Below are 18,922 nucleotides of genomic sequence, written 5' to 3'. Positions count from 1 at the left end.
TTCCTAATTATTATTTTCTAACTCTAACATATTTTTTCAATTTCATAGGTCGAGGCTCTCCACCGTACATATTGCCATACTTGTCTACAGCCACAAATTCCGCTCCTTGGGTATGTGTTTTTCTGGGATCGCCATCGGATAAAGGAACAAAATAATGTACCCATCCACTTTCTGAATCTCCGATACGAATACCGAGTTCCCATCCAGGATTTTGCTTGTAATCAGACTCAGAGTCTGCCACATAGATGATATCATTTTCATCAATAAATATGCCGCTGGGTTTTCCAAACTGAGTCCAGGTTGAAAGGAAGCTGCCTTCCTTATCAAAGATTTCAATCCGGTTGTTACCGCGATCAGCCACAAATAATTTCCCTTTGGAGTTGATAGCAATTGAATGGGCATTTTGTAATTGGCCTGGCCCATAACCACGCTGGCTCCATTGCTTAACAAACTCTCCGTTCTTGTTGAACTTTTTTACTCTTGGATTGGAGTCACTAGAGTGTCCATCTATCACATAAATGAACCCTTCCTTATCCACCACTAAATCAGATGGGGAATTGAGTTGATTCTCTTTGTCACCAGCTTCTCCCGGTGTACCTAATCTCATAAGTACTTTGCCTTCGGCACTAAATTTTATGATCTGATGTCCTCTGATATCACCTTCAGGAATGTTCTTATCTTTCACAGCATCCGTTACCCAGACGTTTCCAGCGGGATCGACCTCTATTCCATGAGGCCAGATAAACATACCTCCACCAAAGCTCTGCACTACCTTGCCTTCTTGGTCGATTTTAAGGACTGGATCTAAATCGGAATTGAGACATTCTCTTCCTGTTCTCCCTGTTCTATCACATCTAACAATGGCCCAAATAAACTCTCCTGAGGGGTCAATATCTACATCTCCACCTGCACCAGGAGCTCTTCCATCAGGTAGTTGTAACCAAGGACCCACCTCACGATAGGGATTTGGATAAGACTGAGATCTTGTAAAAAGGGGTAATAAGATGACCAGAAATAACAATAATCTAATTTTCATTTTCTTGTATTTTTAGTTCTTCAAATACGGCCATTCCAAAGAAGCCTGATGTGTACGTACATGCCAACGGAAACCATTTGCGATAGATGACTCCTGATTACTGAGAAACCCCGACAAGTCCACCATGCGCGTGCAAATCTTCTCCATCATATTGATTGTTAAGACACCAAAGCAGTGCCTTTCTGGCCGTTTCCAGATGATGTGCTTCATTTGTGAAGCTATATAGCTTGTAAAATAGCAGACTCCAAAGGGCAGTGCCATTTTTTAATTTAAATAACTGTTGATGAAACATCCCGTTAATGGAATAAGTCGAATCAATGGGCTCTTCGAAAGATACATAAGCCTGCATCGAAGGTTTGAGCTTCACATCCACAATAGGATAATAGATGTCCCAATCTAGTGCCTGATGGGCATCAATAAGCTGGTCTTTTTCAGGATTCTTATCTGCTATTTCTAAATAGTGCGAAATTGTATTATTCCGATCGCTGTAGAATTGTATTTCGAGATTAGTAATATCGTTAGGTAAATTACCAGCTATCGTTATTATGTTACCATTTTTCATCACAGACAGTTCTGTTGGTGTTTGACACCCGGCTAAAAACAATCCTACTGCAATTCCTATCAAGTTTCGTATGTTCATCATTCCGCCTCTTTGTTTAAAAGGGCTTTCGTTGCGTCTTCCCAGTCGTCAGTTCTGAAGCTAGAAGCTGGTAAAAGACTGGAATCAAACAGGCTACCCTGTACCCAGTTGTTCCACCCATACCTTCCAGCTTTGGGATTTGGAACCTGATCACTCTTGAGGATTATTTTACTTTTTCTCTCAATAAACTTGGCAGTTGCAGGATAAAAAATGCGATCTGAGCCTGCGATCTCAAAGTTTGCAAGCTCACTAGGAGCGTACATGCCATTTTCCGCATGGTCAAAGGACAAGATAAGAGAATCTTGTTTGATTTCCATTGACTTGTAGGTCGGTCCATCAGCATCTACTGCTTTGAAGTCGTACGTTTTATTCAACGCTTGATAGAGCAATCGATCTCCAACTTCTTTTTTAAAGGGTGGGTGAATATTGTCCTCCTTACCAATATCCATAGTAATAGCTATCCCGGAATTTGGAATCTCTTTCAGTGCAAGAAATTGGGCCTCTCTTAAAAAGGCGGAATTATCAGGAGCTTTGTAAGCATCTGTTTTGCGGTAGTCGAATGGAGCAATCTGCACGTAATAGAATGGGAAGTCTCCTTGCTTCCACAACGAACGCCAATTTGCAACCATCGCAGGCAGTAGTTTGCGATAGGCAGCTGGATTATTTCTGTTTGATTCACCTTGATACCAGATAGCTCCTTTGATTGAGAAGTGTTTGATAGGATAGATCATGCTATTGAAAAGGACTGTCGGTACCTTCCTGGCATCCCAATCCTCTTTTATTTCATAATCATTAAGATCGAAAGAGAAGTGATTTCTTAATTCGTCTTCACCCATCCATGCAACAATGTCACTACCACCCCAGGAGGAGTAAATAAGACCTACCGGTACACCTAGAATTTCCTGTAATTGGCTGCCAAAATGATAGGCAACAGCACTAAAATCAGCAACCGTGCTAGGGTTTGCTTCAGACCAACTTTGCACAGCCCCTAGGTCATCCTCCGGAGTTTGAGCATAATTCCGCTCAATAGTAAAAAGTCTTAGATTGGGGTTTGTTGAATGGGCGATGGTCTGAGATGAATGTAGAATTGGCTCTCCTCTAGTTCCTTTTAACGTCCTTTCCATGTTAGACTGTCCCGAGCATAGCCAGACTTCCCCGAACACCACATTTGAGAGTGCAATCTCTGATGAAGAGTCTGATATTCTTATAGATTGTGGGTCTTTGCTATCTGTTGTTGGAATAGAAACGATCCATTTTCCTGATTTGTCAGCTTTGGTTCTTACAGATTCGTCTAGCCAGGAACCAGTTATAGTTACCTTTTCATTTTTATTTGACCAACCCCAAAGGTTTACCTGTGCACTTCTCTGCAGTACCATATTTGAACTCAAAACCTTAGGCAATTTAATTTGAGCTTCTACTCCCGTACATACAAATAGCAGCCCAACAAAAATCCATTTTACTGGGCTAATTCTGTTTGTTTTTAAAGTGCTCATTGAAATGATATTTGGAGTAAGCCGATGGTTGTGTCAATGAATCGGATACGCTTTTTTGTACTTTGATTTAACATATTCTTCAACCAAATTGGGACTATTTGACATTGTTACTTTCTCGACGTAAACCTAGTGTCTTGATAAATGAAAAAAGTTTGGAAAAGGGGGGCGGAAGTCTATTCTAGAGAAGCTAAGGTTAGACGAGCTATTGAAAGTTGATTTCTAACTACTATAGACGTTTATCAACTTATTTTAGATTTTATTATTTCAAGAAATGATTTATTTAGGAAATTCAATAAAGAGCATTAAATAAAACACGCTTCTTAACAATATCATAAACCCCTAAGAACATGAAATCAAATCAATCGTATTTAGAAAGAATTAAGACGTTGTTGTTCCTAACATTCGCCTTTTTTATTGGGCTGATTGGTCAGGCTCAAGAACTACAAGATTATCTCACAGTTTATGAGAATGGTAAGCTGAATTATGAAAAATTTGCAGTAACTGGACAAGACAGTTTATGGAATACACTCCCGAATTATTCATTCGCAGGATATAAAGGAGGGGGAGTTGCTTTGCCTGATTTTTCAGAAGTAACCCCTAAAGCCACTTTATCGCCTAGTGGTGGAGATGATTGGATCAATATTCAGAAGGCTATAGATTCCGTAGAAGCACTTACTCCTGATTCAATTGGTTTTAGAGGAATGATCCTATTAAAAAAGGGTCGTTATGTGGTAAGTGAGTCCTTAACCATTGAAGAAAGCGGTATTGTGCTACGGGGAGAAGGCCAGGGAGTGGGAGGTACAGTTCTTATTGCCAGCAAACGGGAAAAGCATGATTTCATTCAAGTTAGAGGGGACTTATCCTATGCTGGTATTGACAATGTTGACCTTGGTAATCCCAACGTACAAAGAATAACGAGCTCTTATGTAGGCATAGGAGACACTACATTTACCATTGATGATGCTACCAGTTTTGAGATTGGCGACACTATTTCAATAACCCGAACACCGAACCAAGAATGGATAGATGACTTAGAAGTGGGAGTTGAGTTATGTGCTTTGGCCAGTCGAGATCGTTGTGAAATGTGGAAACCTGAATCCTATGATATTAAACATTTGAGGATCATTAAAAATGTAGATGAACAAAGTAACTCTATCACCATCGACATACCTTTAGTCGACGTAATAGAGGATAATTATGGTGGTGGGGAGATATTCAAGGCCACAGTCCCGGGAAGAATCAAAAATGTAGGTGTTGAAAACATGCGAATTGAATCCTATTATGCCGGAGAAGAGGATGAAAACCATGGCTGGTCTGCCATCCTATTTGAAAGGACGACAGATTCTTGGGTGCGAAAGGTGACCGGTAGATACTTTGGTTTAGGCCTGGTCAACATAGACAGAGAATCGGATTTTAATACGATTGAAGATTGCGCCATGTTAGACCATAAATCCATTATTACAGGTAGTAGAAGGTACTCGTTTGTAATTCATGACGGGTTGGGAAATTTATTTCAAAGGTTATATACCCGAGACGGAAGACATGATTATGTAACACAATCTCGAGTTGCTGGCCCTAATGTCTTTTTAGATTGTTATGCTTCCAACGCTTACTCTGATATTGGGCCACATCAGCGATGGTCTACCGGTATATTATATGATAATGTGCAAGGGGCCAGAATGCGGGTAAGGCAAAGGGGGTTTCTTGGTTCTGGGCATGGTTGGTCTGGTAATTCACATATTTTCTGGAATGGAGTGATCAATAAATATGGAGGAGATGATATTTCAGATATTATTGTCGAAAGCCCTCCAGGTGGCATTAATCTGGCAATCGGCTGTAAAAGCCCTAATTTTACTGATGATGGAGATGAAGTATTCATAACTATATCTGATGATCAACCAGTTACACCACGAAGTTTATATCTGAAGCAGTTAGAAGATAGACTTGGCTCTGAAGCTGTCAATGCTGTCACAACTCAATCGCAAAGAAATGGCACCATCTATGACGAGTTGATTCTTTGGGCAGGTGAAGGTGATTTAGACGAATATGCACGCGAAGACGGAACGATTCCGATTACCGAAGATACTTATGTCGAAAATACAGCTAGCGGTGGTCAGAATAATACCAACTATGGAAATGAAGATCGATTAATAGTAAAGACTGGAAGTGCTATTCAGAGCAAAAGAGAGTCGTACTTCAAGATAGATTTAAGTAGCCTTTCTGGAATGAGCCTTTCTTCAGGTAAGGTTAGATTCAAAATTCGTAGATATAATGATTCAACTACTCACATAGCTCGTTTGGTTGCTAATGATGCATGGGAAGTAGGAGATGGAACCTCGGGAATTACCTGGATTTCTCGTCCTGATATTGATACTACATCGAGTGTCTCAGCTGTAGTTCCGGAAGAAGGTGACTGGATAGAGTTTGATGTCACTGACTGGGCAAATGATGAAATTGATGGCGATAGGATTTTGAGTCTCAATATTTCTGAAAATTCTTCACAAAGTATTTTCACGAGCTACCACTCCTCTAATTCAAGTAATGTAAATGAAAGACCAGAATTCGTTTATGAGATCGAAGAAGCCCTCTATTTTAATAACTCAGATACCTTGATTGAACGATTGGACGGAACGCATTCTTTGGGAGTCCTTTTTGATGCAGAGGCAACCGGAGGATTAGAGTTTCCAGATGAAGGGATAACATATTCTCTTTCTGGAAGTGATGCAGATGAATTCGCCATTAGTATAGCTGGTCAACTAACATTTACAGGCATAACTGATTATAGCAACCCTTCTGATATTGACATGAATAATGTCTATGAGGTCAATATTGAGGCAACAGATAGTTCTTCAACACCACTAACAGGATCTTTGGCACTTGAGATAAAGATATTAGAAGATACGACGAACAATATATCAATCACGAAAGACGCATATGTCCGAAGTGGGAGTTCAGAAAATGAAAATTATGGCCAAGATCAGGATTTAGTAGTCAGATCTGGTTCCAGGGTCAGTTTTTTGCAATTGGATTTATCTAAGCTCAAAGAAGATTCCATCCAGTCTGCTGAAATTAGAATGTTCATCAGGCGAATTTCAAATATTGAAGAAGGTGACTCTGTCACACACAACTTGAGTTTAGTTAGCAACGACAGTTGGATTGAGGATAGCGTTACATGGTTGGGAAGGCCTATTGAAGGCACTCAGATAGCTACGGCTACATTCTCAGAAATAGGTTGGGTAGTATATGAAATTACAAATGAAGTGCAAACCGAAATTAATAGTGGTAATGACACATTGAGCTTGCATATTGAAGAAAGTGACTCAGGAGATAGTTTTTTGTCCTATTACCATTCTTCTGAATACTCAGATGAAAGCTTGAGACCTATTTTGGTGTATTCATTGGTGGGTTCTACTGTAATTACTAATTCTGATACGACTATTACTATAGAAGAGGGATTTTCTGATGTATTGTTTGATACCAATGCAGAGACGATATCAGGTCAGCCTGATTCTGACCTTACATATGCAATTGAAGGTGCGGATTCAGATGATTTCAGCATTGATTCTTCAACGGGTGAATTGAGTTTTCTTTATTCTCCAGAGTATGCACACCCATTAGATAGTAACTTGAATAATGAATATCAATTAACAATTATCGCCACTGAGAATTTTACCGGACAGTATGCTTCTACTGACCTAACAATTAATGTATCAGAGAGTCAAAACAAAACAATTCCTATTATTGAAGATACCTATGTCGATGTAGGTTTTCCAGATAGTGGTAATGGTTATTTTGACAATTTCATTGTAAAAACTCAATCTCCGACTTCAGGTACAAGACAAGCCTTTTTGAAAGTTGACTTAACTGATCTATCTGGTGACTCTTTGATTGATGCAAAGGTGAGGTTAAAAGTAAAGGCAATTGGAAGCATGGACTCTAGTGATATTATTAGACATGAAGCTTGGCTGGTGCCAAATGACGATTGGAACGAATATTCCGTAACCTGGAACAATAAGCCTTCTGATACTGACTCATTGTTACTGGATACACGAGAAGTAGTAGAAGATTCATGGATAGAATTTGATGTAACTAATCAAGCAAATGCAGAGCTCGCGGCTGTAGGGGATAAAACATTGAGCATAATGATAGCTGAAGGTGATAGCTCAATTTCTGACGCTACATTCATGCGATATCATTCATTTGAGGCTTTTGATGCTGCCGACAGACCACAGTTTCAATATGTATTAGATACTTCAATAACATATTCAGACTTGGATAGTACATTTATTATGCGATCTGGTAGTGATCTGTTTGTTGCCGATTTTGTTGCTAAAAGAGGAAATGGGGAGTCAGATGCGAATATTGCTTACACGCTATCTGGCCATGATGCGGATGACTTCACTATAGATAGTGACGCAGGCTTGCTTTCTTTTAAAGATATACCTGATTACGACGACCCGCTTGATGAAGATTTAGATAATATCTATGAACTCATATTGACAGCAAGTGATGCCTCGAGCCCGTCTAACTTTAATTCTATCAATATAACAATAGCTATAATAGAAGAAGAGTCTAATACAGATATCTTGCATGATGCACATGTTAATGAAAATAACCCGGATGGTAATTATGGTACTAACCCATCACTTTATGCAGAAAAGCGAGGCGAGTTCAAACGTGAGACTTACGTTATGTATGATTTGGAGCCCTTTAAGAATCAGGTAGTTACTTCAGCAAAGGTTCGTTTTAATGTAATAGATCAGACTGACATTAATATGACATATAATGCTAAACTCGTTGATGATAGTAGTTGGAAGGAAGAAGAAATAAACTGGAATAATAAAGATAGTACTAGCGGTAATACCTTGTCAAGTTATACCTTGGTATACGATGAGGACGACCCAATTAAGAATTGGATTGAATTTGATGTTACCTCCAAAGTTTATGATTTGCTTGAATCCAATTCTGATACGCTAAATCTAAATATTTCAACTTCTAGTAATGGATATGGAAGGTTTTACTCAAAGGAAACAGATACTGAATTTAAACCTCAGTTTGTTTTTTATTCCCAAGATGATGCACTTGCAACGAAGATTAATATCATTGAAGATGCATATGTGGAAAACGGAACCTCTTCAAACACATCGCATGGGATCAGTAATAAAGATGATCTTGTTGTCAAAACACAAAATGGCAGTAGCGGTACTCGTGAAATTTATATTCAAGTAGATCTTGGTAGAATCAGTGGATGGAATCTTTCATCTGCAAAAATAGGTCTTAAAGTAAAAGGTATAAGTACTTTAGCTACCCCTCCTATAAAACATTCCGCTTGGTATTTGGATGATGATAGCTGGAATGAAGAATCCATAACCTGGAACAATAAACCCAGTTATAGTGGGTCGGTCTTATCAACTTCTACTGTTGGAGAAGCTGGAGATTGGATAGAATTTGACGTGACTGATTCAGCGAACAGCGAGATTTCGATCAGTGGTGATAACATTTTGAGTATAGTCATTAAAGATTCTACAATCGGAAATTACATGCGTTACCATTCATCTGAAGCCATTGATCCAATTAATCGTCCTTATTTTGAATATGTGTTAGACACTCCTGGTGCAAGATTGGAGTCAGAGGTTAAGGAAGATGAAGATATGGGTTTAGAAGTGGCAGAAATTTCGACATTCAAGATCTATCCAAACCCTGCTACCGCACAAATTCAGATCCAGTTTGCAGTGGAAAGAGTCGGTGAAGGAGAGCTTCTTATTCATAACTTATCAGGAATGGAGGTTTATAGAGAACGATTAGCAGTAGATGTTGGCGAGAATTATTTCAAGATATCCGTGGAAACTCTAGGAGTGGAGCCTGGTATTTATCTCATATCGTTAAATAATGAGCTAGGTGCATTCACAAAACGATTGATAATCAAGTAAAACGGATGGGTTGGACTCATTAAATCTAAGCCATAGCTGGCTAGCGATATAAAATGGCAACTGCTAAATGCAGTTGCCATTTTTTAAATGATGTTATAAGCCAATGTATGTTGGTTTCAGTTTCTGTGAAGGTATTTCCAATTCATCTATCTCAACCGAAATTGTCTTCTCAGCTTTCACTGCGGTCATCGAATTAGGTCCTTCATAACTCTAAACCAAAATGAACCCTGTGAATAGATTTTAGATACTTCATTTATCAGTGAGGTTAGATATCACTCTAGCTTTTGTCGCATCCTCTCAATTGTCGGTGCTGAAGCTATGAGCGGGTAAATGGCTAGCATCAAAAAGACTACCCTCTACTCAGTTACTCCATCTATACCTTGCTGCCTATGGAGATGGCACCTTATCGCACAAGAGTAGTATCTTCTTTTTTCTTTCTATGAACGTGGTTGTGGCGAGATAAAAAAAATGGTAATTAAATAAAATATCTCGCTTTTTAAGGATCGTATTTGAACATAATATGAAGACAGTCTTCTTTCAGCTACTCATGCGCTATTTTCTTCAACCAAATTGGGAATATTTGAATTGTCACTTTCTCATCCAAAACGTAATGTCCTGATAAATGAAAAAAATTTGGAAAAGAGGGACAGAATTCTAAAACGCTTAAAGTTTATCATCCCACGTATCAGGTGGAAAGTTGAAGGATCAACGTTAGGTTGGTTTTACAAGCTATTTAAATGAGCTTCTGGATATGCTTCCAAGTAGTAACTACGTAATTGGGTTTTTACTTCAGCAAATTCTTCCATGTTACTAAGGTTGACTTTTTCTTCTCTTGACACCCGGTGATCATAAAGTTCTTCATCAATGAGCTCTCCAGTATCTCTATCTTCCCATCGTGTATACCTCCATTCCCGTGTTCGCATGCTTCTTCCCATGAGTCTTCTGCCATCTGATGTTCGGCGGTATTGACTGAAGGCGACATTTTGTGAGTCTATCGTAGGATTGCTCACTGTTTGCAAGAAACTATCTCCTTGAAGATGGTCGGGTAATACAATCCCAGCAGCTTCTGCTAATGTTGGATAAATGTCAACTGTTTCTACAATCGATTCTGTTCGACTCCCACCATTGGAAAGTCCCGGAACTCTAACCATGAGTGGAACTCTTGTATCAATTTCAAAATTGGAATGCTTACACCAGTCGCCGTATTCTCCCAGTTTGTAACCATGATCTCCCCAAATGATCACAATGGTGTTGTTGTAAAGCTTTTGCTCTTTCAAGCCATTCAGCAATCTTCCAATTTGATCATCGATCATACTCGTACAAGCGTAGTAGCCATGGATTAGGGGTTTGGTGTGCTCTTCAGGCATAGGACCTGATTTGGGCATTTTGTGGTATTTTCTCAATTCCCCCCAGCTTGACGGAGCATATACAGGTACATCTTTTATTCCTGAAGTATCAGGTATTTTGATCAACTCGCCATCGTAAATATCCCAGTACTTTTTTGGGGCATTAAATGGTAAATGGGGCTTTCTAAGGCCAACCGTTAGAAAGAAGGGTTGGTCTTTGTATTTTTCTATACAGTCAAGGGCATTTTCTGTGACCAGAATGTCAGGATGAACCAGGTCTGATGGATATTGGTACCAGGGAATACGATTGCCATTTATCCTAGCAGCATCTAATTGTAAATTAACAGTATCACCGTTGTTAATCGGCTTTCTTTGAGCCATAATTGAATCAGGTGTCCAATGCGGAATACTCCAGCTCAATGTGTCGTTACTATTACCATGAGCAGTATGATAGACCTTTCCCATTCCTGCCGTCACATAGCCATTGTTTTTAAAAATTTGTGGTAAGGTGACAAGGTTGGGTGCGTTGGTTCGAAAAAAGGTTCCCAGGTCGTAAATACCAAGACCATCTGGTCTCATTCCTGTCAGTAGCGTATTTCGAGAAGGGGCACAAACAGCCTGCTGGGTGTAAGCATTTTCAAATAGCATGGCTTCCTTCGCAAATGCATCCATAGCGGGGGTGTGGGCAAAAGAATCTCCATATGCTCCGATTGCGGGCCGAAAGTCATCAACAAGTATGAGTAAAACATTCGGGCGTTCTGTTTTGGCATCAGGTGAACTCCTACAGGCAACCATTGTAATTCCAATAAATATTATAAGTAACCTTTTTACAAGTTTTTTCATGTTCATATTATTTTGATTTAAATAACTCAAGTAACTAAAAATGCATACTCTTTTTATTTGTATCGATTAATGAAGTATTCATTGAACGTATATTTAGAATAGAGTGAATTCTTTGCCCATTCTTTGGGTATATGTGATTTTAGTTCACGAATTAAGTTTTGATGTTCAGGTGAATTCGTAAGGTTTTTCCATTCATTGGGATCATTGATCAGATCATAGAGTTCTTGGGATCCATCTTCATATTGTATCAATCGATATTGCCTATTCCTGATTGCAATATTTCCCTCACCATAGATTGAAAGAGAACAATGATTCCACTTGGTTTGTCCAGCAAACAGTGGAGTTACCGAATGACCTTCTAATTGATCATTCGGAGGTAAACCGCATAAATCGAGTGAGGTAGGGTAGATGTCTAAAAGTTGTACAGGTTGGTTGATCCTCATTCCAGATTCAAAATTGGCTTTTAGAGGTTTTATGATCATTGGGACTCTGGTATCTCTTTCCCATAATGCCTGTTTGGCAAACCTGTTTTTCTCACCCAAATGATACCCATGATCTGATAACAATACAATGATGGTATTGTCAGCATATGATGAGTTTTGTAAAGCGTCTAGTACTTTTCCGACTTGTGCATCTACAAATGCAACGCTGGCTAGATAGGCGTGAAGCACATCTTTCCATTCATTAGATTTTATTAGCTCTTCAGTTGTTGGCATCATAGGAGCTTCGGATACTTTTTTGCCCATTTCAGGGATATCATCAAAATCATTTGGCAGGTACGGAGGAAATTCGATTTGTTCTCTATCTATCAAGTCGAACCATCTCTGGGGCACCATTAGTGGCACATGCGGACGGATAAATCCTACTGTCAAAAAGAATGGTTTTTCATGAGTTTCTTTAAGTTTCTTAATCGCCCATTGGGCACTTTTATGATCAGTCATCAATGAATCGAAGTGAGGGAAGGCACCCCAGTCAGTGGAGGTATTGCCAGTTTTACCAGGGATAGTAGCTGGGTCATAATTCATTCTTTGAGCTGGTTTTGGCCCATACCAATCAAACTTCCCACCAAACTCATCGAACACTGAAGCTTGATCGCCTTTATGAAATATTTTACCAACCCCCAAGGTCTTATAACCATAGCTTTCCAGGTAATCAGGTAAGAAGATAGATTTCGAAACCGCCTCGGAGCTTTTTTTAATATTTACATCATTTAATTGCAAGTAGTTACCTGAAGTAGATGGATAAAGTCCTGTCATCAAGCTCGCACGTGAAGGACCACAAAGGGGAGCCTGGCTGTGGGCATTGGTAAAAAGTATACCATCTTGGGCTAGCCGATCGATGTTTGGGCTATATGCTGATACTGACCCATTCATGCAGCCGACATAATCGTTTAGATCATCAATCATGATCATCAATATGTTAGGCTTCTCCTGCGCTCCACATGCCTGAGAACAGCAGATATTCAATATGACTAATCCCCAAATTTTGAACAACAATCTGACCATAGTGACTCTATCTTAAGTTTTTGAAAGCATGATCGTGATCTGTATTGGCCTTCAATTTTTCTACTTGATAGGCCATTCGTTGGATGTCGTCAGCGTATTGTATATCTCCGATCACATTGAAGGTTTCTTGATGGTCATTTTCATGATCATAAAGCTCTCTTTCCACGACCTCACCCGTACTTAACTTTACCCATTCAGTGTAGTTAAATCGAGTGGTTTTGGCAGAAAAACCCATGATGGTTTTATCATAGTTCCATCTGTTATGAGGCCATATGGTGAATATTGTATCTTCTTGATGGAGTGAAGGGTTATTCAAGTAGGGGGCCAAGCTGTTTCCTTCAAGATGATTAGGCTTTTTCAGACCGGCCAACTCCGCCAAGGTGGGGTAAATATTGATGGCCTCAGTAGGCGAGGTATTGATTATTCCTCTTTTCAACTTGGGTGCGCTAACGATAAGCGGTATATGTGTATCTAAATACATATTGGACCACTTGCACCAACTATCATAGTCTCCAAGCTTAAATCCATGATCTCCCCATAGAACAATAATGGTTTCGTCTCGAATGCCTAGCTGATCGAGTTTGTCCATTAACAAGCCAACCTGCGCGTCTGCGTACGATACACAAGCGTAATAGGCCCTCCGAAGAATCAAGGCGGTACTATCATCTATATCAGTATATTTCGCTGGAATACCGTAGTAGTTGGTGAGTTCTCCATTAAATCGGATCGTATGTTCACTCGTATTTTTAGGTCGTTCTTTTAAATCAGTTAAATCAATGGATTCGGGTGGATACATATCCCAGTACTTTTGAGGTGCTACAAAAGGTAAATGAGGCTTAGTGAGTCCTACAGCCATGAAAAATGGTTGATCGCTTTGCTGAAATTCATCTAATTTCCTTATTGCATTAAGTGTGTTTATACCGTCTTTGTACAAAGTGTCATGAACATTAGCCGCTTCATATGCAGGCCCTCTATTGTGAGTCGTATTAAGCTTGATTTTATCTATGGATTCTTGCGATACATATCCTCTGCCTGTCCATGATGAAGTGGGCACTATATAGTCGTTTCCAAATTGATTTTGCGTATCCTCTCCATGATGATATACTTTACCTACCGCTGCAATGTTGTAGCCTTCTTGCTTAAAGAAATTATTTATGGATAGTACCTCTGGAAGAAGCTTGGTGACAGATTCTCCCGTGTAAATACCTCTCTTCTCAGGACGAACGCCGGTCAAAATGGATGCGCGTGAAGCCATACAGATAGCCTGCTGTACATGAGCCTGGTTGAATTGTATCCCTTCAGACGACAGGCGATCTATGTTAGGTGATTTGATATGATTTGCGCCATAGCAGTTCAACTCTGGCCTTAAATCATCAATAATGATCATTAATACATTTGGCTTTTTATGAGCCACTTCTTGCCTAGCGGGACTACAAGCTAATAGTAGCGTGATTAATATTATTAATAACGAAGATTGACTTTTACTTCTCATAGAAATGTTATTTACTTAGAAAATCTAATTTTACTAAAGATCTAAATTGTTTATTAATAGTTGAGTGGTCAATTAGAGTTCCTTCGATAAATTGATTCAAAATGCTGGCAAAAAACAAGTGAATGTGGCGTATCACTAGGTTACTTATACTTTACTACACGAGGATTTAGACTTTTGGACTCACCGGTAATAATTAAGAATGGTCTTTATTGAACTTATCCCATTTCTTAATTCATGTACTTCTTGACACACTTATTGGACTTTTAAATAAGTAAGATTATGTAATTATGTGGCTAGGATAAGAAATGTATGATAGGTCTTTTTTATCCCTCATTTAATCATTGAAAAGACCACTAAGCTGAAAAGATATATGATGAAATCAATACTTGTGTTTCTGGTTGTTCCAAGTTTAGCATTCTCATGCTCCAAAGAATCGGTAGAAGAAAAACCGCACATTTTTCTGATTTATGTGGATGATCTCAGGCCTGAGATCGGAGCTTACGGGAATGAAATTGTGCAAACTCCCCATTTGGATGCATTGGGAGAAGATGCGCTTATTTTTAATAAAGCCTATGCCAACATCCCTGTTTGTGGGGCTTCCCGAGCCAGTATGCTTACTGGCTTAATGCCCAATCGAACAAGGTTTATGGGGTACCTGGGGAATGCAGAAGAGGAAGTTCCGGATGCAACAACCATTCCTGCTTTCTTAAAGCAAAATGGGTATCGAACACTTTCTTTTGGTAAAGTTTTCCATACGCTGACAGATAGTGAACATGTCTGGTCAGAACCTCCTTACAGGGGTCCCAAGAAGTCAAATAAGGACTATGTCCTTCAAGAAAATATCGATGAAGATAATACTAATGGTCTCAGAAGAGCAGGTTTCTTTGAAATACCAGATACCACTGATGATGCTTATCTTGATGGAAAAATTCCTTTAGTTGCCATACCAAAGCTCAAAGAGAGTCTTGAAATGGATTCTTCGCTATTCATAGCTTTAGGCTTTTGGAAACCCCATCTACCATTTAATGCACCTAAGCAATATTGGGACTTATATGACCCTGTTGAGCTTCCTTATCCAATAAATCATTTCACTCCGCAAAATGCGCCTGAAGAGTCACTTCATCAGTTTGATGAGCTACGATCCTATACCAATATTCCAAATGATAGTATTCCTTTAGATTCAGCAGTAGTTAGAAAATTGATCCATGGATACTATGCAGCCACAAGCTACATGGATGCCCAGGTCGGAAAATTTATAAAGGCATTGAAAGAAGAAGGAATATATGATGAAAGCTTGATACTACTAGTAGGGGATCATGGATGGTTTTTAGGAGAGCATACGCTTTGGTGTAAGCACGCTAATTATCGAAATGCACTGAGAACAGCATTGATGGTAAAATTTCCCGGAAATGAAAGGAAGGGGATGACACAACTGCCGGTTGGTTTAGTAGAGCTTTACCCAACACTGGCTGACTTACTTGATGCCCAAGCACCCGATAACTTACATGCCGAAAGTCTTTTGCCATGGCTTGATAAGGATGAAAGTAACTATATGGAGAAAGAGGTTTATTGCAGGTATGGGGATGGTGAAACCCTAATCAAAGGGGGATTCGCATATACTGAATATTATACTAATGAAGGAACCTTGACAGGAAAGATGCTTTATGATCATAGCAATGACTTGGCGGAAAACGTTAATGTCGTGCATGAAGTGGATGATGCGACTGTTGCTGATCTTTCTGAAAGTCTTTTGAGGCATATAAATCGATACAAATGATGAGGATTTATCTAGCATTATTTCTACTTGTAGTGAGCACTGCAATTTTTGCGCAGGATCGGCCAGTATTTAAAATTATAGGTCCGGATTCACTTATTATGGATATTTACCAACCAGCCATTAGAAGCGAGAAGAAGGTACCTGCAATGGTCTTTTATTTTGGTGGTGGCTGGTCAGGATGGAATTTCGATAAATTCCGTCCCCATGCAGAATACTTTTCTAAACGAGGATTAGTGACTATTTTGGTAGATTATCGAGTAGGAAAAAAACATGGTACATCTCCAGCTGCTTCTCTTAGAGATGCAAAGTCGGCACTTCGTTATGTTAGGTCAAACGCTGAAAACCTGGGAATAGATCCAGACAAGATCATTGCATGCGGAGGATCTGCTGGGGGGCATCTTGCGGCGGCATGTGCAGTAATTGAAGGTTTCAATGAGCCTTCTGATGACTTGAAAATATCCTGCATTCCAAATGCCTTGGTACTTTTTAATCCTGTAATCGATAATGGACCAGGTGGATATGGATATGAGCGAGTGCAGGAATACTATAGGGAATTTTCTCCACTTCATAATTTGAATTCAATGGCTCCACCTACTTTGTTTATGGTAGGTACCAATGATAGACATGTGCCAGTTGAAACTGCGGAATACTATCAGCGGGTAATGGAACGAATGGGATTGAGGTGTGATCTCAACATCTATGAGGGTGAAAAGCATGGCTTCTTTAATTACCATCACTTTGATATGTACAAAGAAACGCTTCTAGACACGGATGAATTTCTTCAATCATTAGGGTATCTTGATACGAATCCAAAAATCAAAATTGAGTAGTAGTGACTTCTTGATGGTTAATCCTCTTGCTTGACCATTATGTCTTTTCTGAGTTTCATTTCTTTCCGCAGAAACACTATAATGGTTATTTTGCTATCATTTTACAATAGAGTAGAGTCAAGCAAAGATAAATTGAGTTTGATCATTCAAATAACTAGAAGTTATCAGTGATTAGAATGTTTTATTCTATCAGAAGTCTTTGGGTGAATTCATTGGAATCGACTGAAAGCTTCAAAAGATAAACACTAGGACTAAGTTGACGAGTTACTATTTCGAAGAATCCTTGATGGCTCACCTCCATTGCTTTCACTCTTCCCATCATATCATATAGAGTGAGATTAGAAATACCTTCAAAAGACGATTGCACAGTTATTTTTTCATTTGCTGGGTTCGGAAAAATAGTGAATTCTAGCTGATTCATTAAATGCTTGCTGCTTAACACCGAATTATCTAAAGTATCCATATAAATGGTGTCTAGAACGACATCCTTTTCTGTCAGGAAGTCAACTTCTATTACTGAGTTACCACCTGCTGTCTGAGTTGGAAAAGCCTGTATAGCGCAGGTATTTGATCGAATCGCCACCTACTAAAAAACCTTCCTGAGCCACCGAAGTGCCAGAAGAAGCCCCTGAATAAATAGTTCTCCAGGTGCTGCTATCGAGAGATACCTCCAGGTCGAAAAATGCTCGGCGTTTGTTACCTCGATACCACTTGATGCCAATAGCATCAGTATGCTTAGCCTCACAAGCCGCTATGGTTAGCTGTGCACCATAATCTTCAGAAGACCACCGAGACTCGTCTGCTAGATTGCCATCTATTGTGTTGCTCGGCCTTGCTTCGTTCTGAAACGATGTGGCATGAGCACTACAGAGCTCACGTGCTTCATAGTCGTTCAGGTTTATTGGTTCTTGCTTATGGCTAATGACCCTAAGCCTAGATGCCCTGGTATTTCCCTCATTGTCCGTAGCTAAAGCAGTAATTGCATGTATATCATTACTAAGTAACCAAAGTTCATTCCTGATATTTTCAAACATATAGGGTGCTACTGAATCCAGACCGAAAGGTTCTCCATTTGTCAAAAGTGTGACTGACTCAATTGTCCCATCTTCATCGACTGCTGTTACTTCTATATTCTCCCCTTCCCACGAATTGACATCAATGGTGCTACTAGGGTTTAGGAACTGAATGGTGGGAGAGGTTCCGATTGTACCCCCCAAAAAAAGGCAAGGGAACCGATTTCTTTCCAATGGGTAAGTCGGTCAAGAATGTTACCCGTTTTCTGATCGTCCGAGGCAATATTATCCAACACGGTACTTCCCAATCGATCTTTGAGTTGCTGTAGGTACAAGCTTCTGGGCAGGACGAGGTTTCTCCAGTTATCCCAGTATTCGTCATCTTTTAGTTCTGGTCCATAGCAGCCAACACCCCAGTTAATAGCTCTTTCTGGACTCTCAACATGAACTTCATCTTTGTAGGTTTCGACATTCCAAAACATGGTTTGGGCACCAGCCCAACCATGCCCTGATCCCGCACTACCTCTATTCCTCACTCTGATCTGGCTGGCAATTATGTTTTCGAACAATAGCCCTGTGGCCCAGCGATGGTAAGGGCCAATATCTGCGTTTCCTTCTTCAGCTACTCCGTCAATAAAGGCATTTGGTCCTGTTATTCTTGATCCTGTTGCAAAATCATGTCGGCCATTGCTGCTATAGTTTCGCTGAAACAGATTCCCTAACCCTTTACTGACTAAAAATGAGTACCTTCGGCCTCCAGTAATCTGAGATACCGGATTTATAAAAGCACAATCCTCCACAGTATTAAAGTTGGAGTTCGAGACTTCCACTGTAGCGAATGCAAGGTATTGACCCGTAACTTCCCGTACCCAGCAGTTTTCTGCGTTTACAATTTCAACAGCATTCTAGGCATGGTTTTCAATATTGGAGCTTGTGAATATCGATTCGGCTCTAAGATTCTCGATTCCTAACTTTGGAAATTCTATTTGCAGCAGCCGCCCTTGCCACTTTTCCACC

The 18,922-nt window shown here is 39.7% G+C and carries 12 protein-coding genes; 3 read left to right on the top strand and 9 right to left on the bottom strand.

All coding sequences use genetic code 11. The features are described from left to right. Window positions 1-10 precede the first annotated feature (10 nt). The 3 genes from ABJD64_RS25165 to ABJD64_RS25155 form a co-directional block, all read right to left on the bottom strand. Complete coding sequence (locus tag ABJD64_RS25165) at window positions 11-1,036, bottom strand: peptidyl-alpha-hydroxyglycine alpha-amidating lyase family protein (protein WP_348208234.1); 1,026 nt, start codon at window positions 1,034-1,036, stop codon at window positions 11-13. Between the two features lie 97 nt (window positions 1,037-1,133). After that, the gene (locus ABJD64_RS25160) at window positions 1,134-1,679 is read right to left on the bottom strand and encodes a hypothetical protein (RefSeq protein ID WP_348208233.1); all 546 of its coding nucleotides are present in this window, start codon (window positions 1,677-1,679) and stop codon (window positions 1,134-1,136) included. Further along, window positions 1,676-3,169, bottom strand: a complete 1,494-nt coding sequence (locus ABJD64_RS25155; protein WP_348208232.1) for a sialate O-acetylesterase — start codon at window positions 3,167-3,169, stop codon at window positions 1,676-1,678. The genes ABJD64_RS25160 and ABJD64_RS25155 overlap by 4 nt, the downstream gene beginning before the upstream one ends. Before the next feature lie 347 nt (window positions 3,170-3,516). On the opposite strand from ABJD64_RS25155, the gene ABJD64_RS25150 reads away from it, so the two are divergent. Then, window positions 3,517-9,099 (top strand): DNRLRE domain-containing protein, encoded by a 5,583-nt coding sequence (locus ABJD64_RS25150; RefSeq protein WP_348208231.1) that lies wholly within the window; start codon window positions 3,517-3,519, stop codon window positions 9,097-9,099. Between the two features lie 722 nt (window positions 9,100-9,821). Here ABJD64_RS25150 and ABJD64_RS25145 read toward each other — a convergent pair. The 3 genes from ABJD64_RS25145 to ABJD64_RS25135 are packed head-to-tail and all read right to left on the bottom strand — an operon-like array spanning window position 9,822 to window position 14,285. Beyond that, window positions 9,822-11,288: a sulfatase gene (locus ABJD64_RS25145; protein ID WP_348208230.1), complete on the bottom strand. Its 1,467-nt coding sequence runs from the start codon at window positions 11,286-11,288 to the stop codon at window positions 9,822-9,824. A gap of 53 nt (window positions 11,289-11,341) precedes the next feature. After that, entirely contained in the window at window positions 11,342-12,793 is a 1,452-nt protein-coding gene (locus tag ABJD64_RS25140) for a sulfatase (RefSeq protein WP_348208229.1), read from the bottom strand. Window positions 12,794-12,800: 7 nt separating this feature from the next. After that, a complete protein-coding gene (locus ABJD64_RS25135) occupies window positions 12,801-14,285 on the bottom strand; it encodes a sulfatase (RefSeq protein WP_348208228.1) in 1,485 nt (494 codons plus the stop codon). 370 nt (window positions 14,286-14,655) lie between these two features. On the opposite strand from ABJD64_RS25135, the gene ABJD64_RS25130 reads away from it, so the two are divergent. Both ABJD64_RS25130 and ABJD64_RS25125 read left to right on the top strand, forming a co-directional pair. Beyond that, entirely contained in the window at window positions 14,656-16,062 is a 1,407-nt protein-coding gene (locus ABJD64_RS25130) for a sulfatase (protein ID WP_348208227.1), read from the top strand. Then, a complete protein-coding gene (locus ABJD64_RS25125; RefSeq protein ID WP_348208226.1) occupies window positions 16,059-16,892 on the top strand; it encodes an alpha/beta hydrolase in 834 nt (277 codons plus the stop codon). Before ABJD64_RS25130 ends, ABJD64_RS25125 begins: the two co-directional genes overlap by 4 nt. A gap of 181 nt (window positions 16,893-17,073) precedes the next feature. On the opposite strand, the gene ABJD64_RS25120 is transcribed toward ABJD64_RS25125, so the two are convergent. From ABJD64_RS25120 to ABJD64_RS25110, 3 genes are read right to left on the bottom strand one after another with little or no spacing between them, the layout of a single operon-like run. Next, window positions 17,074-17,355, bottom strand: coding sequence for a T9SS type A sorting domain-containing protein (locus ABJD64_RS25120; protein ID WP_348208225.1), 282 nt, complete (start codon window positions 17,353-17,355; stop codon window positions 17,074-17,076). 58 nt (window positions 17,356-17,413) lie between these two features. Next, a complete protein-coding gene (locus ABJD64_RS25115) occupies window positions 17,414-18,139 on the bottom strand; it encodes an Ig-like domain-containing protein (protein WP_348208224.1) in 726 nt (241 codons plus the stop codon). After that, window positions 18,067-18,705 (bottom strand): hypothetical protein, encoded by a 639-nt coding sequence (locus ABJD64_RS25110; RefSeq protein WP_348208223.1) that lies wholly within the window; start codon window positions 18,703-18,705, stop codon window positions 18,067-18,069. Before ABJD64_RS25110 ends, ABJD64_RS25115 begins: the two co-directional genes overlap by 73 nt. Window positions 18,706-18,922: the final 217 nt, after the last annotated feature.

Source organism: Reichenbachiella sp., assembly GCF_039944555.1.
Taxonomy (GTDB): domain Bacteria; phylum Bacteroidota; class Bacteroidia; order Cytophagales; family Cyclobacteriaceae; genus Reichenbachiella.
Note: the sequence above shows the minus strand (reverse complement) of the source record. Positions and strands in the feature narration are given on the sequence as shown.

Excerpts from the sequence above, each read along its gene's own strand:
- ABJD64_RS25130 (WP_348208227.1), top strand. The coding sequence starts at position 14,656 with ATGATGAAATCAATACTTGTGTTTCTGGTTGTTCCAAGTTTAGCATTC.
- ABJD64_RS25160 (WP_348208233.1), bottom strand. The coding sequence starts at position 1,679 with ATGATGAACATACGAAACTTGATAGGAATTGCAGTAGGATTGTTTTTA.
- ABJD64_RS25135 (WP_348208228.1), bottom strand. The coding sequence starts at position 14,285 with ATGAGAAGTAAAAGTCAATCTTCGTTATTAATAATATTAATCACGCTA.
- ABJD64_RS25140 (WP_348208229.1), bottom strand. The coding sequence starts at position 12,793 with ATGGTCAGATTGTTGTTCAAAATTTGGGGATTAGTCATATTGAATATC.
- ABJD64_RS25150 (WP_348208231.1), top strand. The coding sequence starts at position 3,517 with ATGAAATCAAATCAATCGTATTTAGAAAGAATTAAGACGTTGTTGTTC.
- ABJD64_RS25145 (WP_348208230.1), bottom strand. The coding sequence starts at position 11,288 with ATGAAAAAACTTGTAAAAAGGTTACTTATAATATTTATTGGAATTACA.
- ABJD64_RS25120 (WP_348208225.1), bottom strand. The coding sequence starts at position 17,355 with ATGGATACTTTAGATAATTCGGTGTTAAGCAGCAAGCATTTAATGAAT.
- ABJD64_RS25125 (WP_348208226.1), top strand. The coding sequence starts at position 16,059 with ATGATGAGGATTTATCTAGCATTATTTCTACTTGTAGTGAGCACTGCA.
- ABJD64_RS25165 (WP_348208234.1), bottom strand. The coding sequence starts at position 1,036 with ATGAAAATTAGATTATTGTTATTTCTGGTCATCTTATTACCCCTTTTT.
- ABJD64_RS25155 (WP_348208232.1), bottom strand. The coding sequence starts at position 3,169 with ATGAGCACTTTAAAAACAAACAGAATTAGCCCAGTAAAATGGATTTTT.